General features: G+C 62.0%; 18 protein-coding genes and 2 pseudogenes. 6 read left to right on the top strand and 14 right to left on the bottom strand.

Features of this window, described 5'->3' with window-relative positions; all coding sequences use genetic code 11:
• Positions 1-45 precede the first annotated feature (45 nt).
• Positions 46-936 carry an SDR family oxidoreductase gene (locus AC0L25_RS02235; protein ID WP_473594013.1) on the top strand — a complete coding sequence of 297 codons (891 nt, stop codon included), beginning with the start codon at positions 46-48 and terminating at the stop codon, positions 934-936.
• A gap of 240 nt (positions 937-1,176) precedes the next feature.
• On the opposite strand, the gene AC0L25_RS02230 is transcribed toward AC0L25_RS02235, so the two are convergent.
• Together AC0L25_RS02230 and AC0L25_RS02225 are read right to left on the bottom strand one after the other, a co-directional pair.
• Complete coding sequence (locus AC0L25_RS02230) at positions 1,177-3,090, bottom strand: potassium transporter Kup (RefSeq protein WP_473594012.1); 1,914 nt, start codon at positions 3,088-3,090, stop codon at positions 1,177-1,179.
• A gap of 103 nt (positions 3,091-3,193) precedes the next feature.
• Positions 3,194-3,934 carry a pyridoxine 5'-phosphate synthase gene (locus tag AC0L25_RS02225; RefSeq protein WP_473594011.1) on the bottom strand — a complete coding sequence of 247 codons (741 nt, stop codon included), beginning with the start codon at positions 3,932-3,934 and terminating at the stop codon, positions 3,194-3,196.
• A gap of 112 nt (positions 3,935-4,046) precedes the next feature.
• Between AC0L25_RS02225 and AC0L25_RS02220 the strand changes: the two genes are divergently transcribed.
• Positions 4,047-4,469 (top strand): SpoIIAA family protein, encoded by a 423-nt coding sequence (locus AC0L25_RS02220; protein ID WP_473594010.1) that lies wholly within the window; start codon positions 4,047-4,049, stop codon positions 4,467-4,469.
• Positions 4,470-4,488: 19 nt separating this feature from the next.
• Here the strand turns inward: AC0L25_RS02220 and AC0L25_RS02215 are convergent, their stop codons facing one another.
• The 7 genes from AC0L25_RS02215 to AC0L25_RS02185 all read right to left on the bottom strand — a co-directional run bounded on the left by AC0L25_RS02215 (position 4,489) and on the right by AC0L25_RS02185 (position 10,837).
• A complete protein-coding gene (locus tag AC0L25_RS02215) occupies positions 4,489-5,616 on the bottom strand; it encodes an ATP-dependent DNA helicase (RefSeq protein WP_473594120.1) in 1,128 nt (375 codons plus the stop codon).
• A 146-nt stretch (positions 5,617-5,762) separates the two neighbouring features.
• Complete coding sequence (locus AC0L25_RS02210) at positions 5,763-6,149, bottom strand: nitrile hydratase accessory protein (RefSeq protein WP_473594009.1); 387 nt, start codon at positions 6,147-6,149, stop codon at positions 5,763-5,765.
• Positions 6,136-6,795 carry a nitrile hydratase subunit beta gene (gene nthB / locus AC0L25_RS02205; protein ID WP_473594008.1) on the bottom strand — a complete coding sequence of 220 codons (660 nt, stop codon included), beginning with the start codon at positions 6,793-6,795 and terminating at the stop codon, positions 6,136-6,138. The genes AC0L25_RS02210 and nthB overlap by 14 nt, the downstream gene beginning before the upstream one ends.
• Positions 6,792-7,403 (bottom strand): nitrile hydratase subunit alpha, encoded by a 612-nt coding sequence (nthA, locus tag AC0L25_RS02200; protein ID WP_473594007.1) that lies wholly within the window; start codon positions 7,401-7,403, stop codon positions 6,792-6,794. Before nthA ends, nthB begins: the two co-directional genes overlap by 4 nt.
• 244 nt (positions 7,404-7,647) lie before the next feature.
• Positions 7,648-8,244 carry a LysE family translocator gene (locus AC0L25_RS02195; protein ID WP_473594006.1) on the bottom strand — a complete coding sequence of 199 codons (597 nt, stop codon included), beginning with the start codon at positions 8,242-8,244 and terminating at the stop codon, positions 7,648-7,650.
• Positions 8,245-8,394: 150 nt separating this feature from the next.
• Positions 8,395-8,967, bottom strand: coding sequence for an acetolactate synthase small subunit (ilvN, locus tag AC0L25_RS02190; RefSeq protein WP_029351349.1), 573 nt, complete (start codon positions 8,965-8,967; stop codon positions 8,395-8,397).
• A gap of 88 nt (positions 8,968-9,055) precedes the next feature.
• Positions 9,056-10,837, bottom strand: coding sequence for an acetolactate synthase 3 large subunit (locus AC0L25_RS02185; protein ID WP_473594005.1), 1,782 nt, complete (start codon positions 10,835-10,837; stop codon positions 9,056-9,058).
• Positions 10,838-11,332: 495 nt separating this feature from the next.
• Between AC0L25_RS02185 and AC0L25_RS02180 the strand changes: the two are divergent.
• Positions 11,333-13,134: pseudogene (locus tag AC0L25_RS02180) on the top strand (NAD(P)/FAD-dependent oxidoreductase).
• A 13-nt stretch (positions 13,135-13,147) separates the two neighbouring features.
• Here the strand turns inward: AC0L25_RS02180 and AC0L25_RS02175 are convergent.
• The 3 genes from AC0L25_RS02175 to AC0L25_RS02165 form a co-directional block, all read right to left on the bottom strand.
• Positions 13,148-13,675: a GNAT family N-acetyltransferase gene (locus AC0L25_RS02175; RefSeq protein ID WP_473594004.1), complete on the bottom strand. Its 528-nt coding sequence runs from the start codon at positions 13,673-13,675 to the stop codon at positions 13,148-13,150.
• 80 nt (positions 13,676-13,755) lie between these two features.
• Positions 13,756-14,064, bottom strand: coding sequence for a hypothetical protein (locus AC0L25_RS02170; protein WP_473594003.1), 309 nt, complete (start codon positions 14,062-14,064; stop codon positions 13,756-13,758).
• Positions 14,065-14,068: 4 nt separating this feature from the next.
• Entirely contained in the window at positions 14,069-14,635 is a 567-nt protein-coding gene (locus AC0L25_RS02165) for a helix-turn-helix domain-containing protein (protein WP_473594002.1), read from the bottom strand.
• Positions 14,636-14,789: 154 nt separating this feature from the next.
• Here AC0L25_RS02165 and AC0L25_RS02160 point away from each other — a divergent pair, with 154 nt between their 5' ends.
• Positions 14,790-16,619, top strand: a complete 1,830-nt coding sequence (locus tag AC0L25_RS02160) for an ATP-binding protein (protein WP_473594001.1) — start codon at positions 14,790-14,792, stop codon at positions 16,617-16,619.
• Between the two features lie 214 nt (positions 16,620-16,833).
• On the opposite strand, the gene AC0L25_RS02155 is transcribed toward AC0L25_RS02160, so the two are convergent.
• Positions 16,834-17,625: a GGDEF domain-containing protein gene (locus tag AC0L25_RS02155; RefSeq protein WP_352952510.1), complete on the bottom strand. Its 792-nt coding sequence runs from the start codon at positions 17,623-17,625 to the stop codon at positions 16,834-16,836.
• Between the two features lie 104 nt (positions 17,626-17,729).
• Complete coding sequence (gene miaA / locus AC0L25_RS02150; RefSeq protein WP_473594119.1) at positions 17,730-18,722, bottom strand: tRNA (adenosine(37)-N6)-dimethylallyltransferase MiaA; 993 nt, start codon at positions 18,720-18,722, stop codon at positions 17,730-17,732.
• Between miaA and serB the strand changes: the two genes are divergently transcribed.
• Positions 18,712-19,599 carry a phosphoserine phosphatase SerB gene (serB, locus tag AC0L25_RS02145; protein WP_473594000.1) on the top strand — a complete coding sequence of 296 codons (888 nt, stop codon included), beginning with the start codon at positions 18,712-18,714 and terminating at the stop codon, positions 19,597-19,599. The two genes, miaA and serB, sit on opposite strands and share 11 nt — an antisense overlap.
• Positions 19,596-20,161, top strand: a pseudogene (locus AC0L25_RS02140) (GNAT family N-acetyltransferase). The gene serB and the pseudogene AC0L25_RS02140 overlap by 4 nt, the downstream one beginning before the upstream one ends.
• The last annotated feature ends 29 nt before the right edge of the window (positions 20,162-20,190 follow it).

Genomic DNA, 20,190 nt, shown 5'->3' with positions numbered 1-20,190 from the left:
ACTTATATAAGCACCCGCCGCTCCGGCGCACCGACAGGACTTCCCATGACCGAAACCCTTCTCGTCACCGGCGCCTCCGGCCAGCTCGGCCGCGGCGTCATCCATCATCTGCTGGACACGCTCAAGGTTCCGCCCGCACGCATCATCGCCGCCACCCGTAATCCGGAAAACCTCGCCGCCCTGGCGACGCGCGGCGTTGCCATCAGGCAAGCCGATTTCGATGACACGGCGTCGCTCGTCGAGGCATTCAAGGGCGCCGGCAGGGTCCTGATCATCTCGACCGGCGAGATCGACCTTGGGGGCAAGCGCCTCAAGCAGCATGAGAATGCAGTCGCAGCTGCCAAGAAGGCCGGTGTTTCGCATCTGCTCTACACCTCGATGCCCAATCCCGAGCCGGGATCGCCGGTGCTGTTTGCGGGCGATCACTACGGTACCGAGCAGGCGATCAAGGCGAGCGGCATCCCCTACACGATCTTCCGCAACGGCTGGTATCAGGAGAACCTGTTCATGTCGCTGCCGCACGCCATTGCCTCGGGGCAGTGGTACACATCGGCGGCCGACGGCCGCATCGCCCATGGCGCTCGCGACGATATGGCCGCGGCAATCGCCGCCGGCCTTGCTTCGGGCGTTTCGGAAAGCACCACTTACACGCTAACGGGTCCGCAGGCCCATACGGTCGCCGAGATCGCAGCGCTGGTGACCGACGTCACCGGCAAGCCCATCGAGGTCGTCCAGCTTTCGGACGAGGCGTTGACCGAGGGCCTGAAGGCATCAGGCGTTCCCGAGGGATTCGCCCCCGTCGTCACTTCCTTCGACACCAACACGCGCTCCGGCCGCATCGGCATGGTGACCGACGCGATCGAGACACTTTCAGGCAGGAAACCGAAATCGTTGAGGCATTTCCTCGAGGCGAACAAGGCAGCTCTGGCCGGCTGAGCCAGAGATGAGAGTGCCGGACTTTCGAAGCCGGCGGGACAGCGCCCCCCTCTGTCCTACCGGACATCTCCCCCACACGGGGGGAGATTGGCCGTCACCGAGGCTTTCGCCAATCTTCAGCGTCGCAGGAAGAATGTAAGGCCGAAGCTGCCGATCTCCCCCCTTGTGGGGGAGATGTCCGGCAGGACAGAGGGGGGCGCGAAGGATCGCAACGGAACGGCTCATTATTTTGCGCCGCCCCTAGATAGCCACCTGCGTTCCGATCTCAACCACACGTCCGGTCGGGATCTGGAAATACTCGGTCGCATCCGCTGCCGTGCGCGCCAACCCGATGAACAGCTTGTCCTGCCACACCGGCATGCCGGAATTGGGTGACGCCTTGAGCGAGCGCCGCGACAGGAAGAAGGACGTTGTCATGATGTCGAACTTCCAGCCCTGCTTGCGGCAGATCGCCAGCGCACGCGGGATGTTGGGCTGCTCCATATAGCCGAAGGTCAGCGTCACCCGCATGAACAGTTCGTTGATCGTTTCCATCTTGACCCGCTCGCTATCGGGCACCTTCGGCTGCTGCGCCGTCACCACCGAAAGAATGACGTTCTGTTCGTGCAGCACCTTGTAATGCTTCAGGCTGTGCATCAGCGCAGTCGGCGCGCTGACCGGATCGCTGGTCAGGAACACGGCCGTGCCGGACACCAGCTGCGGCTTCTTCTTCAACAAATTGGCGGCAAGGAAATCGAGCGGAATCTCGTTCCTGCGCGTCTTGTCGAACAGATAGCGGCTGCCGCGTATCCAGGTCCCCATGATCAGCCCCATGATGCAGGCGACAGCGATTGAAACCCATCCGCCTTCCATGAATTTCACAATATTCGCCAGGAAGAAGCCCGTGTCTATCGTGCCAAACAGCAGCGCCAGCGTCGCAGCGAGCGCGGTCTGCCATTTCCATTGCCACCGCATCACCACGAACAGCAAAATCGTCGTCATCAGCATCTCGCCTGTCACCGAGATTCCATAGGCGGAAGCGAGCGAACTCGAACTGCCAAAGCCGACGACGAGCAGCATTACGCCGAGCGCGAGAATGAGGTTCACGCGTGGCATGTAAATCTGGCCAAGCTGCATCTCGGAAGTATGCTGAACTTCGATTCTGGGCAGAAGATTGAGCTGCACCGCTTGCCGGGTCAGCGAAAACGCCCCGGAGATAACGGCTTGACTGGCGATGACAGTCGCCGCCGTTGCGAGCCCGACCATCGGTATCAGTGCCCAATCCGGCAGCATCTGGAAGAACGGATTGTCGGGCACGCCGCCGTGAGCAAGAACGAATGCGCCTTGCCCAAAATAGCTGAGCAGCAGGCAGGGAAAGACAATCCAGAACCACGCCAGCACGATTGGTCGGCGACCGAAATGTCCGAGATCGACGTAAAGCGCTTCGGCACCGGTAACCGCCAGGAAAACCGCGCCGACGGTGAGAAACGCGCCCGCTTTGGCCTCGGCAAGGTAGGCGACAGCATAATAGGGGTTGATTGCCAAAAGCACCGACGGATCGTCGCTAATGTGCATCAGTCCGGCAATGCCGATCGCCAGGAACCAGAGCCCCGTCACCGGCCCGAAAACCGAGGCCACTCTGCCGGTCCCGAAGCGCTGCACGGCGAACAAGACGGCAAGAATCACCAATGTAATGGGAACCACATATGGATCGAACGCCGGGGTCACGACGCTCAGCCCTTCCACCGCTGAAAGCACCGAAATGGCCGGCGTTATGATCGCGTCGCCGAAAAAAAGTGCGGCTCCACACAGACCGATGACAAGAATGATGCCGGAACCAGCCGGATAGGCTTTCCGCGCCAGCGCCATAAGCGACAGGGTACCGCCTTCACCCTTGTTATCCGCCCGAAGCACGAAGGCGACGTACTTGATTGTCACGATAATCGTCAGTGCCCAGACGATCAGCGACAGAATGCCCAGAACGGCACTGCGCGGATCGGTGCCGGACGAAGCATGCAGTGCTTCGCGAAGCGCATAGATCGGGCTGGTGCCGATATCGCCATAGACCACGCCCAGCGCGCCCAGCATCAAAACCTTGGTACTGTGCTTTTCGACCTCAGGATGGCTTGATTGTTCGACGGGTTCTGCCTCACTACCACTGTTGGTAAGGGCCATGGACGACACTCCGATAAGCGCGCGGTGCTCTACGCTTGCTGCGATGCAATATCAAGTGCCCCAACGTGATGGCTGCCATGTCCGCAAAGCGAGGCTTCCATCTCTACCACCCACAGGCCCTCAGAAATCTTTTGACCGTACCGGCCATGCCATACTCCAACGCATCGGCTGTCAACCCATGTCCGATCGACACTTCGGCCAATGCCGGGATGCGCTTTGCCAACGCCGGCAGGTTGTTCACCACCAGATCATGCCCGGCATTGACCTGAAGCCCGGCGGCAAGCGCGGCATCCGCGGTTTTTCCCAATCTTTCCAGCTCCTTCGCCGCTTTTGCCGAATCGGAATGATAGCTGCCATATGGACCGGTGTAGAGCTCGATCCGGTCGGCGCCGGTGTCGCGCGCGGCCTTCATGCCTGCCGGATCCGGGTCGGAAAACAACGACACGCGAAAGCCCCCCTTTTTCAGGCGTTTGACGATCGGTGTCAGGAACGCCGTCTCGGCGACGAAGTTCCAGCCATGGTCGGAGGTGGCCTGGGCAGGGTCGTCGGGCACCAGCGTCACCTGCTCCGGCTGGTGCTTTTCCACAAGCGCCAGGAAATCCTCGCTCGGATAGCCCTCGATGTTGAACTCCGCCTGGGGGAATTCGTCGTCGATCAGCGCCCTGATCTCCGGCAAGTCGGAATGCCTGGTGTGCCGCTCGTCGGGCCGCGGGTGCACGGTCAGGCCATGCGCGCCCTCGGCCAGCGCCAGGCGCCCGAGCCCGATGAGGCTTGGCCACGGCAGGTCGCGCCGGTTGCGCAGCATGGCAATGGCATTGAGATTGACGGAGAGTTTTGCAGGCATGGCTTCTCGGGTCCGGATGTATTTGCGGCCATCTATACCGCCTTTGGCGGGAACAGACAGGGGGTTTCCGGTGTTCCAGAGGGAGGTATAATATCCAGCAAGAGGAAGACCCGTGAATTATCTTGAAGACGTGCCGGCGGTTCGCCGCATCGACACCGACCGCGACGACCTGTTCGCCATCGACGTCGTCGGCCATGTCACGGCGGCCGATGCGGAAAACCTGTTCGGATTGCTGGAGGCGGCCTACGCGCTGCACCCGAAAATCGATGTGATGGTGCGCCTGATCGACCATGAAGGCGTCGATTGGGCCGAAGTGTCGGACGAAACGCTTGAACAGGGAACGGCCCATGCCGTGGAGCATGTCGGCCGCTGCGCTGCGGTCGGCGAGCCGAACTGGGTACCCAGCGCACAGAGCTTGCTGCCTGGCTCCTCGCCCGTCGAGATCAGGCATTTCGAGGCAGAGGACGAAGCGGCCGCCTGGGAATGGCTGGGTGCCAAGCCGATTAGTGCGCCGGTGATGCCAGCAGGGTCATGATGGTGACGCGGGATCGACCCTATCTGACAATCGTCAGCCGTTCGGCCGCGCGCGTGATCGCGGTGTAGAGCCAGCGCTGGCGGGTTTCCTTGAACGCCCAGCTTTCGTCGAAAAGCACGATCTCGTTCCATTGCGAGCCTTGCGACTTGTGCACGGTCAGCGCGTAGCCATAGTCGAAATCGTCGAAGCGCTTTTTCTGCTGCCAGGGAATGTCGGCGTCCGGGTCCTCGAACGCCGCTTTAAGCAGCTTGATCTTGGCAACGCCGCGGTCCGGATCGTCCTCCTCCGGTGAGACCAGCAAATTGATGCCGGGTTTCACCGTCTCGCGCGACGAGGTCATTACTTTCCACAACGAGCCGTTGAGCAACCCCTTGGCCGGGTCGTTACGCAGGCAGACGAGCTTGTCGCCCGCTTGTGGAAAGTCGGCATTGAACCCTTTCAGTTCGCGAAGTCGCTGATTATAGCGACGCCGCGTCCTGTTGGTGCCGACCAGCACCTGGTCCGCCTTCAGCACCAGTTCCTGGGTGACGTCTTCCTTGCCAATCACCTGCGCCGTGCCATAGTCGCCGCGCATGAATTCGCGGCCCTCGCGCACGTCCAGCGCCAGCCGGATGATCGGGTTGTCGCGCGCCTGGCGGTGGATCTCGGTGAGCAGAATATCCGGCTCATGGTCGGTGAAAAAGCCGCCGCCCGAGATCGGCGGCAACTGGCCGGGATCGCCGAGAACCAGGATCGGCGTGCCGAAACTCATCAGGTCGCGGCCGAGTTGCTCGTCGACCATCGAACATTCATCGATGACCACGAGCTTGGCCCGCGAAATCGGGCTCTGCCGGTTGAGCGAAAAGGTTGGCGACATCGAAGTCTTGCCGGTCACCTCGTCCGCCACCGATTCCTCGCCCTTCGGCCGGTAGATCAGCGAATGGATAGTGCGGGCGTTGACCGCGCCCTTGGAACGCAGCACCTGCGCCGCCTTGCCGGTGAAGGCGGCGAACTGCACCTGGCCGTCGACATGCTCGGCAAAATAGCGCGCCAGCGTCGTCTTGCCGGTACCGGCAAAGCCGAACAGCCGGAAGAGCTGCGGCTTTCCGGCCTTGAGCCAGGTGGCGACCGCTTTCAGCGCATCGTCCTGTTGAGGAGAGAATTCCATCAGCGCGAGAGACCGGATTCGCGAGGGAAAGACAAGGCCGACGACTACCGCCACCAAGATCATCGGCGGCGGGCCAATCGCCCCGATTACACAAGCTATCAGGCAGAGATCGGAACGTAAAGAGAACGAAGTCGAGCCGCCACGACCTAGCCGGTCGGGCCGCCACGACCTTCGGTCGGGCTGGGATCGTTCTCGAGCAGGATCGGCTTGCCGTGCGGTGTTGCGTGTGCCGCGCGTTCCCAGGCGGCGGCCAGCGTATCGACATCGCCCTTGCCGGCAACGCCTTTGGCCGACAGCAAATTTTCCAGCGCCGCCAGCCAGTGCTCGTAATAATCGTGGCCATCGCTTGCGGCACCCGGCTTCTTGACCTCGGCGGACAAGGCGTCCGCCCATTCGCTCCAGGAAAACAGGCCCTTGTCGTGCAGCGCGACCGTCATGGCGAAGGCTTCCGCTTGCCATGGCTCTGCGAACACCGGCGCATCGACGCCCGCCGGCAGCGTGGCGGTGGCCGACTTCGCCTCACGCCGGCTCAAGATAGCTCTCCCAAGCGTCGATCGACACGGTCAGCGTCGGGTCGGCGCCCTCGCCCCAGATTTCGGCGCCGTCGAAAGCCACCGTATAGACCCATTGCGGGTTCTCGCCCTCGCCGTGCGCATTGGTATCGGGGAAGACAAAACCATCGCGTATCGCCTCGATGACGCCTTGCCTGCCGCGTGCGTAGCGCGGCAGCCTTGTGTGGCCGGTCGGATGAAAATTCTTCGTCCGCACGAGGTCGCCCGCCATGAACCGCGCCGGTGTGGCAACCGGCCGGTCGCAGGGGCCGCCCATGGCCAGCACCGCCGGCACGTTTTCGGACTTCAGCACCCGTTTTGGCGTCGCCGCTGGATCAACCGCCTTGCCCGCGGCCAGATCGCGGTCGCTGACGAAGCCGTGCCGCTTCAGCAAGGTCTCGAGCGCCTTGATCCAGATCTCGTAGTAGCTCGAGCCATAATAGTCGGCAGGATGCAGCGATTCCCGCGCATGCCGGCTCTCGTCGATGGTCCAGGCGCCCATGGCGCCGGCGCACAAGGTCACGCCAAGCGCCCGCCTTTCCCAGTCGGCATGGAAACAGGGTTCGTCCTTTTCGGGCGCGACCGGCCCGAACCCCATCTGCCCGCCGAGATCCTGCGGCCCGTTCATGCCGGCTCCCGCGCCAGTCCGGTGCCGATCATCGCGTCGCGCGTCACCAGATCCGCCAGCCGCTCCTCGCTCCAGCCGTCGGTGCCCTTCGGCCGCATCGGCACGACCAGGTAACGCAGCTCGGCGGTAGAATCCCACACCCGGATCTTTGTCGTTGCCGGCAAGATCAGCCCGAATTCCTCGAGCACGCCGCGCGGATCGATGACCGCGCGCGAACGATAGGGCGGCGCCTTATACCAGACCGGCGGCAGGCCGAGCACCGACCACGGATAGCAGGAACACAGCGTGCAGACGACGAGGTTGTGCGTGTCCGCCGTGTTGAAGACCGCCTGCATGTGCTCGCCCTGCCGGCCGGTGTAGCCGAGCGAGCCGATCGCCGCCGTCGCGTCGCGTTTCAGCCAGGCGGCAAAGTCCGGCTCGACCCACGCCTTGGCCACCACCTTGGCGCCGTTGCGCGGGCCGACTTTTGTCTCATAGGTGTCGACGATCACGTCGATCGCAGCCGGATCGATCAGCCCTTTCTGGGTGAGGATCGTCTCCAGCGCGCGCACCCGGGCGGCAAAAGGATCAAGCTCGTTGTCGTGATCGTGATTGTGGCTGTGGGACATCGCCGCAAATTACGGCTGCAAGCATCCCACCGCAAGCGCCGCATCTTGGGCCAGCAGACATCGGGCGCACCGACGACCTTGCGGCTTCTATTCCGCTGCCGCCCTCTGCGGCTCGCCTTGCAACTTCAAGAAGCCTTCGACACGCCGTGGTTCGGTGGTCATATCTGGTGTAACTCGCAGCCTCGTGCCGCGGTTTCACCAAATAGAATAGAAGGCGCCGAAGCAGTGCACAACAAAGCGACAACTACCGAAGCATCGGCCACAGCGTCGCCGCCAGCAGCACGCCCATAGCGATGTTGAACCATTTCAGTCGTACCGGATCCGACAGAAAACCGCGCAGCGCCGTGCCGAAACCTGCCCACACCGAAACGCTCGGCAGGTTGACGACGGTGAACGCTATCGAGATCAACGCCACCGAGAGAAACGGATGCTCCGGAATGGCATAGACGGCCATGGCGGTGATCGCCATCACCCACGCCTTCGGATTGACCCACTGGAACGCTGCCGCATCGATGAACCGCATCGGTCGCGACTTGGCCTCGTCCTTTCCGCTGAGCGAACGCGACACAGCGATCTTCCAGGCGAGATAGAGCAGGTAGACGCCGCCCGCGATCTTCAATCCGGTGTGCAGAACCGGAAATGCCGCCAGCACCACGCCCAGACCGAAGCCGACGGCAAGCAACAGCACAAGGAAGCCGATGCTGATGCCCAGCATGTGCGGAATGGTTTTGGCGAAACCGAAGTTCACGCCGGAAGCCAAAAGCATGAAGTTGTTCGGACCCGGCGTGATCGAAGTCACGAAGGCATAGACCAGCAGGGCAAGAAATGCATCGAGGGTCATTGGCTTCTCCCAAGCAGGTCAGCAATGTTGTCCTTTTACCTCAGACGCACAAAGGCCACCTTACGGCGGCAGCCGGGCCAGAAGGTCAGGATCAACGCGACAGAATAAATACAGGCGGTGCCAGAGCACTGGACCCTAAGCGCCGGATGATTACATCCCCTGTGGGCCGCGGTTCATCGCCGCCACGCCGGTCCGGCAGATCTCGACCAGCCCGAGCGGTTTCATGATGGCGATGAACTGGTCGATCTTGGAGCCCTTGCCGGTGATCTCGAAGATGAAATGCTCGGTGTTGGCGTCGATGACGCTGGCGCGGAAGGCATCGGCCAGCCTCAGCGCCTCGACGCGACCTTCGCCCGTGCCGGCCACTTTCACCAGCGCGAGCTCCCGCTCCAGCGGCCGGTCCTGGCCGAGCTCATGCGAGCGTACGGTGAGATCGACGACACGGTGCACCGGCACGATGCGCTCGAGCTGGTGCTTGATCTGCTCCAGCACATGCGGCGTGCCGCGCGTCACGATGGTGATGCGCGACAGATGCTTCTCATGCTCGGTTTCGGAAACCGTCAGGCTCTCGATGTTGTAGCCGCGTCCGGAAAACAGGCCGATGACCCGGGCCAGCACGCCCGGCTCGTTGTCGACCAGCACGGAAAGCGTGTGAGTCTCCGGCTTTTCCGTTTCCTTGGCGATAAAGTAGGCTGAGCCGGTCGGTTGAAGCTGTGCGTTCATGACATATCTCGATTTCAAACTTTTGAGCTGTTTTTCTGTTTCCACACGGCTTCTTCCGACAGCCCTGCCTCGGCTTGGGCGTTAGGCGTTACACCAGTTCCCTGCCCTTGGCGTCGATGGCATTGGCCACCGCCTCGTCCGTCGCCTCGTCAGGCAGAAGCATCTCGTTATGCGCCTTGCCCGACGGGATCATCGGGAAGCAGTTGGCAAGCGTGGCCACCCGGCAGTCGAAGATCACCGGCTTCTTCACCGAAATCATCTCCTTGATCGCGTCGTCCAGCTCGTCCGGCTTCTCGCAGCGGATGCCGTGGCCGCCATAGGCTTCGGCAAGCTTGACGAAATCCGGCATCGCTTCGGTGTAGGAATGCGACAGCCGGTTGCCGTGCAGAAGCTGCTGCCACTGCCGCACCATTCCCATATACTGGTTGTTGAGGATGAAGATCTTGATCGGCGCTTCGTGCTGCACAGCGGCACTCATCTCCTGCATCGTCATCTGCACCGAGGCGTCGCCGGCAATGTCGATGACCAGCGCATCCGGGTGCGCGATCTGCACGCCGAGCGCCGCCGGCAGGCCGTAGCCCATCGTGCCGAGCCCGCCGGAGGTCATCCAGCGGTTCGGCTTCTCGAAATGATAATGCTGCGCCGCCCACATCTGATGCTGGCCGACCTCGGTGGTGATGTAGGTGTCCATGTCCTTGGTCAGCGCGTAGAGCCGCTGGACGGCATATTGCGGCATGATCACGTCGTGGTTCATCTTATAGGCGAGCGAATCCCGCGCCCGCCATTTCGCGATCTGCTCCCACCATGGGTGCAGCGCCTTCTTGTCGGCCTTGGCGGTCGCCCGCCACAGCCGCACCAGATCCTCCAGCACCCGGCCGACGTCGCCGATGATGAACACATCGGTGTGGACGTTCTTGTTGATCGACGACGGATCGATGTCGATATGGATCTTCTTCGAGTTCGGCGAGAACGCGGTGAGCCGGCCGGTGATGCGGTCGTCGAAGCGCGCGCCGATACAGACCATGACGTCGCAATCATGCATCGCCATATTGGCTTCGTAGGTGCCATGCATGCCGAGCATGCCCATCCAGTTCTTGCCCGACGCCGGATAGGCGCCCAGGCCCATCAGCGTCGAGGTGATCGGGAAGCCGGTGAGGTCGACCAGTTCGCGCAGCAAATGGCTGGCTTCCGGGCCGGAATTGATGACACCGCCGCCGGTATAGAGGATTGGCCTTTTGGCGTTAGCCATCAGCTCGACCGCCGCCTTGATCTTTTCCAGGTCGCCCTGGACCTTAGGCTGATAGCTCGTGCGCGGCGCCGTCTGTGGCGGCACATAGATGCCCTTGGCGAACTGCACGTCCTTCGGGATGTCGACGACGACCGGACCGGGACGTCCTGTCGTTGCGACGTGAAAAGCCTCGTGGATGATTGCCGCGAGCTCGTTGACGTCCTTCACCAGCCAATTGTGCTTGGTGCAGGGCCGCGTGATGCCGATCGTGTCGCATTCCTGGAATGCGTCCGAGCCGATCAGCGAGGTCGGCACCTGACCGGTCAGGCAGACCACCGGGATCGAATCCATCAGCGCATCCTGCAACGGCGTCACCGCGTTGGTGGCTCCCGGCCCCGATGTCACCAGCATGACGCCGGCCTTGCCGGTCGAGCGCGCATAGCCCTCCGCCGCATGGCCCGCGCCTTGCTCGTGACGGACGAGGATGTGCTCGACCTCGTCCTGTTGGAAGATTTCATCATAGATCGGGAGAACCGCGCCGCCCGGATAGCCGAAAACATGCTTGACGCCATTGTCCCTCAGCGCCTGCACCACCATTTCGGCGCCAGTCATTTCGCGCCGCTCGTTCTGTCCACTGCTCATCGGTCTGGTCCCGTACTGTCCGCCATCGGGCGATTGCTGGTCGTTTAGTCGTGTTTCGGGCAATAAAAAAGGCCCCCGAGGGAGCCTGTGTCTGCGTATGGGAGGTTTTCGCCCGGCGGTTACACCGCCTTGCCCACGCGCTTTCCTACTACGAGAATGAGTGCCGTTTTCATGGTGGCGGACAATAGAATTGGTTTTGCGCCGCTGTCAACGGTGAATGTGACACGGCATTAAAAGGGTTTGAACCCGTTGCCCGCATCAGACGCGTCAGTTGACCATCATCGCATTGAGTCAGCTATTTTCGCCACAAGACACCGCTCCGGTACGATCGCGGGCAGTACCAAGGCCCGCAATTATCCCGATAAGCCATTGAAACCACGCCGAACTATTTGACGACGTGACGCGGCGCACAGTTTGCCGCGATACTCGGGTCAACCGGGCTGGGAGGGTCCGGCAAAGCCACGATGACGACCAGGACTTCACGGGAGGAAATTGATGCTCGACAAGGCCCCAGCTAAGAAATTGTCCGACCTGCTCGACCAATTCGGCGCAGCGCTTGCCGCGGGCGACATCGGCAAGGCGGTCGGGTGCTTTCAGGAAGACTGCTACTTGCGCGACCTGGTGACCTTCACCTGGAACATCAAGACCGTGGAAGGTCGCAACCAGGTGCACGACATGCTGACGAGCCAGCTGGCGAAGACAAGACCTTCGAACTGGGCGATCGCCAAGGGCGAAGACGCCACCGAGAGCGACGGGCTGCTCGAGGGCTGGATCAGCTTCGAAACGGAGGTTGCGCGCGGCTTCGGCCATATCAGACTGAAGAACGGCAAGATCTGGACGCTGCTCACCACCATGGTCGAGCTGAAGGGCCATGAGGAACCCGCCGGCTTCGCCCGGCCGTTGGGCGCCAAGCATGGCCACGGCAAAAATCGTCCAACCTGGAAGGAGGAGCGCGAGAAGGAGGCGACTGAACTCGGCTTTGTTCGTCAGCCCCACACGCTCATCGTCGGCGGCGGCCAGGGCGGCATCGCGCTCGGTGCCAGGTTGCGGCAGCTCGGCGTGCCGACCATCATCGTCGAGAAGAACGAGCGCGCCGGCGATTCATGGCGCAAGCGCTACAAGTCCCTCTGCCTGCACGACCCGGTCTGGTACGATCATCTGCCCTATATCGATTTTCCGAAGAACTGGCCGGTCTTCTCGCCCAAGGACAAGATCGGCGACTGGCTGGAAATGTACGCCAAGGTCATGGAGCTGAACTACTGGTCCTCCACGCAGGCCAAGAGCGCCACCTATGACGACGAGAAAAAGGAATGGACGGTCGTCGTCCATCGCGATGGCAAGGACATAACGCTGAAGCCGAAGCAGCTGGTGCTGGCCACCGGCATGTCGGGCCGGCCCAACATCCCGAAGTTCAAGGGTATGGAGAATTTCAAGGGCGATCAGCACCATTCCGCGAAACATCCCGGTCCGGACAGCTACGTTGGCAAGAAGGCCGTCGTCATCGGTTCGAACAATTCCGCGCATGATATCTGCGCCGCACTCTGGGAAGCCGGCGTCGACGTCACCATGGTACAGCGCTCGACCACGCACATCGTCAAATCCGACACGCTGATGGATGTCGGGCTCGGAGCGCTCTATTCGGAGCAGCCGTGCAAAACGGCATGACCACGGCCAAGGCCGATCTGATCTTCGCCTCCCTGCCCTACAAGATCCTGCATGAATTCCAGATCCCGCTCTACGAGGAGATGAAGAAGCGCGATGCTGCCTTCTACGAGGGGCTGGAAAGGGCCGGCTTCATGCTCGACTGGGGTGATGACGGCTCCGGCCTGTTCATGAAATATCTCAGGCGCGGTTCCGGCTACTACATCGACATCGGTGCCTCCCAACTCATCATCGACGGCGCCATCAAGCTGAAGAGCGGGGTCGACGTGGCCGAGATCAAGGAACATTCGGTCCTGTTCAGCGACGGCACCGAGCTGCCGGCCGATGTCATCGTCTATGCCACCGGCTACGGTTCGATGAACGGCTGGGCGGCGGAGCTGATCTCGAAAGATGTCGCCGACAAAGTCGGAAAGTGCTGGGGTCTCGGCTCGAACACCACCAAGGACCCCGGTCCTTGGGAGGGCGAACAGCGCAACATGTGGAAGCCGACGCAACAGGAAGCACTCTGGTTCCATGGCGGCAATCTGCACCAGTCACGCCACTATTCGCAGTTCCTGTCGCTGCAGTTGAAAGCAAGGCACGAGGGCATCGCAACGCCTGTCTACGGGCTCCCGGAGGTCCACCACACGGGATAGAAATTCGGGGTTGTCACCGGGACTGGCCGATGCGCTTCCAGTAGAAAAGCGTGCCGGTCAGTCCGCCCTGCGGCTTCAATGCATAGTCCGGTATCTCACCGGCAAGCGTGAATCCCAGCCTCTCATAGAGACCGGAAGCACCCTCTTCTGTCGCTGTATCCAGGACCAGCAGCGTGCGGCCTTTTTCCACAGCGAGGCCTTCGGCCGCCTGCATCAGGCGGGTGGCCACGCCGTTGCCGCGATGATTGACGCGGGTCATCAGCTTGGCGATCTCGGCCCGGTGCGGCTGGTTGGGGGGACAGTCGAGCAGCAAGGTAACGGTGCCGACCAGAGCCTCGCCGTCCCAGGTGCCGAGCACAGCTCTTTCGCCTCTGGCAGCCGCCATAAGCGACTTGTTCCAGAAAGCGCCCGCCGCGTCCGGCGCCAGCGGATACATGAAACCGACCGATCCACCAGCCGCAACCGTCTCGATCAACATATCGACCAGCATTGCCTGCGTTTCCGCAGTTTGTGTCAGCGCCTTGATTTCGACCGAGCTCATGCGTGCAAATATCCTTGGAGGGAGTTGAAAATGGCTGTGAATGCGTAAGCGTCGGTCGGCCATAAAGATGCGGCCTGTCATCAGCCGAAATGACTGACACGCCTTCGCTTCCTGGCTCGACGGATTTCCGCGATGCGCTCCGTATCCTCTTCCTGCAGATGGCGCCCGCGCTCCAGCAGTTCGAGCGTATATTCCTCATAGGTCAGGCCCAGCCGCTCGGCCTTGTCCAGCCGCATCAACACGACGTCACGGCTTGGCGCTTTCCAGGCTTTGGCGTGGGCCGCCTGCCAGGCAAGGAAGATGTAGGCGTCGCCCTTGCCCCATGGCGGCCCCGCATAGTCGTCAAGAGGCGGCCCGCCATTGTCGGTGCGTTTGGGGCGACGCATCATTGCCTCAGCCTCTGGCCAGCGCGACCAGATAGTCGGCGGCGGCCGGTCCCGGAGCGTGGAAGCTGCAATCCGACGGCGCGCCAAGCGCCAGGCAGTCACCCGGTTCGAGACTGTGGACGATGTCGCCCTCGGTGAATTCCAGCCGTCCGGAAATCAGCCATATCTGCTGTCTGATGAAGGCATAGGACGCTGCCGGAAAGCTCACCTTGCCTCCCGCCGGCAATTGAACCCGGATCAGTTCGAGCGGCATATCCGAAACCGGCGAAAGATGCCGCCGGACATAGCCTGTGGCGGGATCGCGCCAGAGCGGCTGGTCGCTTTCGCGAAGCAGCCCCCCGCCTTGCAGTTCGGCCCGCGCGATGAGGGTGGAAAGCGTCATGCCGAAGGCCGCGGCGATGCGCACGAGAAGTGCTGCGGTCGGGCTCGTCTTGCCGCGCTCTATCGTGCTGAGCATGGCTTTCGACACGTCGGAGCGGTTCGCGAGCTCCGCCAGCGACCAGTTCCTCAACGCTCTTTCGGAGCGTATTCGCCTGCCGATGGTCGAGGAGATTTCGTTCGCTATATCAGTCATCTATCCGATATATAGAAATTTTCGGATCGAGTAAGGGGCCGATCGATTCATTTTTCACGAATGGCTTAATGGCCCTTACACCATCCGGCCTCACCCCACCTTAACCCCATCGATGTAAGGTCGGTCGCCTGGGGAAATGGGAAACAGCCTGTCCATGTTCGTCGACCGCGAAGCCTCCGTCGGAGAGCCGACTTTACAGGAGCGCCGCAAGGCGGAGCAGAACGACAAGCGCATTCTGGGCAATGTCGTCCAGTGCGACGGCGCGCGCGCCACCATCAGCGCCCATGCCACCGATGTCGAAGGCACGGTGACCGGCCATTGGAGCGTCGGCAAGATGATCTCCATCAACCTTGGCGCCACGCGAACCGTCGGCCTGGTCTACGAGATCGGTAAGTCGGATCGCGCCTGGAGCAATGCGGGCCAGAACCCGATCGAGGTCAGTATCGAGCTCATCGGCGAGGTTCGCGACGGCGCCGAGCCCGGCGCCAGACCGATTTTCGACCGCGGTATCACCACCTATCCGCATATCGGCGCCATGGCCCACCGCATCCGCAGCCGCGACCTGCAAGCGGTCTATGATCTCGCCGGACGTCATTCGATCACCATCGGAACGCTGTCACAGGATGAGGCGATCGACGCCAACATCGCCATCGACGACACGCTGGCGCGCCATTTCGCCATTGTCGGCACCACAGGCGTCGGCAAATCCACCGCCGTCTCGCTGCTTTTGCGCAAATCGATCGCCGCCCGGCCGGACCTGCGCGTCCTCATCCTCGACCCGCACAACGAGTTCGCCGCGTCCTTGCCCGAGCACTGCGTCAGGGTCGATTCGACGACGCTGGACCTACCCTTCTGGATGTTCAAGCTCGAGGAATTTGCCGAAGTGCTGTTTCGCGGGCGCGAGACCGTGCCGGAAGAGGTCGATGCTTTGCGCGATCTCATTCCCGCAGCCAAGAACCTGTATCGCAACCCGAATTCGGGCACGTATCTCAGGCGTGGCACTGATGCACTGACCGCGGACACGCCGGTGCCCTATCGCGTTGTCGATCTCATCAAGCAGATCGACGAGCGCATGGGACTGCTGGAAAGCAAGAACGACCGCCCCACCCTCAAATCGCTGAAGACGCGCATCGAATCGGCAGCCTCGGATCCCCGCTACCGCTTCATGTTCAACTCGCGGCTGATCGAAGATACCATCCACGAGACGATCGGCAATATTTTCCGCGTGCCGCATCACGGGCGCCCGGTGACCTGCTTCGAGATGGCCGGCATGCCGTCGGAAGTGGTCAATTCCGTCTGTTCGGTTCTGGCGCGCCTGGCCTTCGACCTTGCACTGTGGAGCGAAGGCCGGCTGCGGCTGCTTTTGCTGTGCGAGGAAGCACATCGCTACATGCCGGCCGATCCGCGCCTTGGTTTTGCGCCGACCCGACACGCCCTGTCGCGCATCGCCAAGGAAGGCCGCAAATATGGCTGTTACCTCGGTATTGTCACCCAGCGCCCGGGCGAGCTCGATCCCACCATCCTATCGCAGTGCTCGACCTTTTTCGCCATGCGGCTTGCCAATGAGCAGGACCAGGCGATCATCCGCTCGGCGATCGCCGACTCCTCAGCCTCGACGCTGGCATTCCTGTCTTCGATGGGCCAGCGCGAAGCCATCGCCTTCGGTGAGGGCGTGGCGACGACCATGCGGCTGAAGTTCGAAAAAATATCCGATGAGCTGATTCCCGGCACGGCCAAGCGCGAGGAAGCCTTGCCGTCCGAAACCGGCAATGATGTCGATCTGGTGGCGATCGTCGAAAGGCTGCGCAACGTACCGAAACCGCAGCAGGCGATGGCCTTCGCCGAAGTCGTGGATTCCGGCCGACAGGCCGGCGATCGCGACTACCGCAAGCCGCCTGTCGCGCGCGTCCAACCCGACGACGATTTCGACATGCGCTATGGCCTCAAGCCGGCAACCTTTGGTCTACGCCCGCAGAACGATTGAGCCGGGCGGCTTTAGCCTGTGAGGCTAAAGCGCTTCCAAAGTTAAAGCCCTGTCCCCTAAGAAACCGGGGCAATCCCGGAAGGGAATTCATCAGGCCGGATCGAATGACGTGGCTTTCGAGAACCCGGAGCGGAGTGGACATTTGAGTCCATGAGCACCGGAAGTCGAGAAAGCTGCGTCAGTCGGCCGGCCTCATGAATTCTTCTCCGGGATTTTAGGCGCAGACGCGGTTTCGGCCTTGCCTCTTGGCCTCATACAGCTGGCGGTCGGCGCGGCGATAGAACTCTTCGGCGGTTTCCTTACGGTCCCACACGGCAAGGCCGACACTCGTGGTGATCTTCAACCGGACATTGCCGGACAGTATAGACATGTTGGCAATCGCCTTACGGATGCGCTCGGCGAATTTGGACAGAAGTTCAGCGTCCATGTTGGGCGTGACCACTGCGAACTCCTCGCCACCCAGGCGCGCCACCACGTCGTGATAGCGTGTCATGTCCTTGAGACAGCTGGCAACCGCCCGCAACACCTCGTCGCCGACATCATGGCCGTGCGTGTCGTTGACCTGCTTGAAATGGTCGAGATCAAGGATCATCAGCCCGACCGGCTTCTCGATGCGGCGGAATTCCTCGAGATATTCCTTCAGTGCGTCGTCGAAATAGCGCCGGTTCTGCATACCGGTCAGGCTGTCGGTCAGCGCCGCATGCTCCAGCGTTTCCGAACGGGCGCTGAGCGAAACCGTCATGGCGCGCAGCTTGCCTTCTTCCGTCGCCTGCTTGCGGATCAGTGGGTAGATGAAGAAAATGCCGAAGAACAGGGCGGTCGCCAAAAGAACGCCAGTCCCAAACAATAGCTTGTTGAGATAGATGATCTCGTCGACCCTGGCGGGTTTGTGAACCTCTTCGGCGAAGGCTTGCAGAAGCCCATAGGCGTGAAGCGTCACCAGGCCGGCGGCCAGGATCACGAAGATGAAGACGAAAAAGGCTGATTCCGCCTTGTGAAAACGCATCTGCTCCCCGTTGGAAAATTCCCAAAGACGTTATGGCATGGACGGGCTTACGGAGGGTTAATTAGGACAACTTCGACGGGAAGTCTCCCCTCAAAATCAACTTTTCAGGTTGCACTGGAAAGAGGATCCGAGATCGCGGATTCCACACGATCACCGGGGCGCAATCTCAGCCATTCCGGACCCAACTGATGCCTGAACCAGGTCGCCTGGCGCTTGGCATATTGTCGCGTCGCGACCTTCACGCACTCGATCGCTTCGGGAAAACTCAGCTCGCCGGCCATTGCGGCCTGGAGTTCGCGAACGCCGATCGCTTTCATCGCCGGCAAATCGGGATCGAGGCCTAGACCGGTCAGCCGGCTGACCTCGTCGAGAGCGCCCTTCTCCAGCATGCGGTCGAACCGCGCCTCGATCCGCTCCACCAGCACCGCCCGGTCCGGCTCGATCACAAAGAAGCGGGTGCTGGCCCTGTTGATCAGTGGGCGGCCGCGCGCCGCCTGCCATTCCAGGATGGAACGGCCCGACGCGTCGAGCACCTCCAGCGCCCGCACGATACGCTGGCCGTCGGTCGGCTTCAGCATCATGCCGGCTGCGGAATCCTCGCGCAGCAGGATGCGGTGCAGCTTGGCTGCGCCCTGCTCCTGGAGTTCGTAGCGCCAGCGATCACGGATCGACTGCGGAATGTCGGGCATTTCCGAAATGCCTTCCGCAAGCGCCCGGAAATAGAGGCCGGTACCACCCACGAAAATCACCGGCCGTTCGAGGAACGTGCCGACCGGCCGTTCGAAGAACGCACCGTCGTCGATGAGCTTCATCACGTCGCGCAGCCAGGCTCCGGTGGAATAGGCGGTGGAGGGATGGACATGTCCGTAGAGGAAATGCGGGACGCGAGCGAGTTCGGCAGCAGTCGGCCTCGCCGTCAGCACGTCGAGCACCGAATAGACCTGCATGGAATCGGTGTTGACGATGACGCCGTCCTTGCGCTCGGCGAGGTCGAGCGCAAGGGCGGACTTGCCGCTGGCGGTCGGCCCGGCTATCAGGATCGCGTTCTTAACGCGGCCCTCGCCCGCCTGCCCGCCGGAATTTTCGATGCCGCTGATCGCCACGCTTGTGTCCCGTCCCGCCGGCCGCGCATTGTCGCCGGCGCTTGCGAATATGGCGTCACGGTCGGCCGGCGCAAGCACTGTTCGCTGGCTGGCCGAAGGCATCGCCTGTGAATTCGCTTTGCCCGAGACGGCGGAAGCCGCTGAAACGACCGCCAGCCTGCGCGCCGTGCTCGCACCCGAACCGGTCGACGTGATCGTCCAGCCGGCCGAGGGAAGGCGGAAGAAAATCCTCATCGCCGATATGGATTCGACTGTTATCGACCAGGAGTGCATCGACGAGCTCGCCGACGAGATCGGCGTCAAGGATTACGTCGCCGCCATCACGGCGCGGTCGATGAATGGCGAGATCGCTTTCGAGCCGGCCTTGCGCGAGCGGGTAGCGCTGCTGAAAGGCCTGGACACTGCCGTGGTCGACCGCATCATCGCCAATCGCCTGACGCTGGCTTGCGGTGGCCGCGCGCTTGTCCAGACCATGCGGGCCAACGGCGCGTGGACTGCACTAGTGTCGGGTGGCTTCAACGTCTTCACCTCACGCATCGCCGCCATGCTCGGCTTTCAGGAGAACCGCGCCAACCGCCTGATCGAGCAGGATGGCCGCTTCACCGGGCTGGTGGCCGAGCCGATCCTGGGGCGTGCCGCCAAGGCCGACGCGTTGCTCGAGATTTCGGCGCGCCTCGGGCTGACCACCGCCGACGCCATTGCTGTCGGCGATGGCGCCAACGACCTCGACATGATCCGCCTTGCCGGCACCGGTGTGGCACTTCATGCCAAGCAGGTCGTGGCGGCGGAGGCAAAATTCCGCATTGACCACGGCGACCTGACCGCGCTGCTCTATCTGCAGGGCTACCGGCGGGAAGAGTTTGTGGAGTGACGCCGATCCGCACCGAGCGCCTGATCCTGCGCAACTGGGAGGATCGCGACCGTGAGCTCTTCTACCGCATCAATTCCGACGAACGTGTCATGGAATTCTTTCCATTTCGCCGCGACCGCGCTGCCGCGGACGCCAAAATGGACGAGTTCCGCGCCTGGATCGCCGAGGATGGCTACGGTTTCGCTGCCGCCGAGATAATTGAAACGCGCCAATGCATCGGCTTCGTCGGCCTCCTCGACACCGATCATTTGCCCTTCCTGCCTGCCGGCACAGTCGAGATCGGCTGGCGGCTGGCGCCCGAATTCTGGGGCCATGGCTATGTCACCGAGGCAGCCGAAGCCTGGCTCGCCTATGGCTTCGAAACGCTTGGCCTCGAGGAAACTTCGCCGTTAGGGATAACAGCCGGTCCACCGCCGTCATGGAACGCCTGGGTATGGTCGCCGACCCGGCCAGAGATTTCGACCACCCCGGCGTTCCGAACAGCCACGCCATGCTCAAGCGGCATGTGTTCTACAGGCTGACAGCCAATGACTGGCGAGCAAGAAAAAAGGCGGCTCGCTAGCCGCCCTTTCCCTCCAAATCAAAGTGTTG

The sequence above is a fragment of the Mesorhizobium sp. WSM4813 genome (assembly GCF_055811555.1).
Note: the sequence above shows the minus strand (reverse complement) of the source record. Positions and strands in the feature narration are given on the sequence as shown.

Coding starts and splice junctions, on each gene's coding strand:
- AC0L25_RS02185 (WP_473594005.1), bottom strand. CDS start 10,837: ATGAGCAGTGGACAGAACGAGCGGCGCGAAATGACTGGCGCCGAAATG.
- AC0L25_RS02225 (WP_473594011.1), bottom strand. CDS start 3,934: ATGCCTGCAAAACTCTCCGTCAATCTCAATGCCATTGCCATGCTGCGC.
- serB (WP_473594000.1), top strand. CDS start 18,712: ATGCCGCTGATCGCCACGCTTGTGTCCCGTCCCGCCGGCCGCGCATTG.
- AC0L25_RS02165 (WP_473594002.1), bottom strand. CDS start 14,635: ATGACTGATATAGCGAACGAAATCTCCTCGACCATCGGCAGGCGAATA.
- AC0L25_RS02175 (WP_473594004.1), bottom strand. CDS start 13,675: ATGAGCTCGGTCGAAATCAAGGCGCTGACACAAACTGCGGAAACGCAG.
- AC0L25_RS02160 (WP_473594001.1), top strand. CDS start 14,790: ATGTTCGTCGACCGCGAAGCCTCCGTCGGAGAGCCGACTTTACAGGAG.
- AC0L25_RS02170 (WP_473594003.1), bottom strand. CDS start 14,064: ATGATGCGTCGCCCCAAACGCACCGACAATGGCGGGCCGCCTCTTGAC.
- nthA (WP_473594007.1), bottom strand. CDS start 7,403: ATGTCCCACAGCCACAATCACGATCACGACAACGAGCTTGATCCTTTT.
- AC0L25_RS02235 (WP_473594013.1), top strand. CDS start 46: ATGACCGAAACCCTTCTCGTCACCGGCGCCTCCGGCCAGCTCGGCCGC.
- AC0L25_RS02155 (WP_352952510.1), bottom strand. CDS start 17,625: ATGCGTTTTCACAAGGCGGAATCAGCCTTTTTCGTCTTCATCTTCGTG.
- ilvN (WP_029351349.1), bottom strand. CDS start 8,967: ATGAACGCACAGCTTCAACCGACCGGCTCAGCCTACTTTATCGCCAAG.
- AC0L25_RS02195 (WP_473594006.1), bottom strand. CDS start 8,244: ATGACCCTCGATGCATTTCTTGCCCTGCTGGTCTATGCCTTCGTGACT.
- AC0L25_RS02215 (WP_473594120.1), bottom strand. CDS start 5,616: ATGGAATTCTCTCCTCAACAGGACGATGCGCTGAAAGCGGTCGCCACC.
- AC0L25_RS02230 (WP_473594012.1), bottom strand. CDS start 3,090: ATGGCCCTTACCAACAGTGGTAGTGAGGCAGAACCCGTCGAACAATCA.
- nthB (WP_473594008.1), bottom strand. CDS start 6,795: ATGAACGGGCCGCAGGATCTCGGCGGGCAGATGGGGTTCGGGCCGGTC.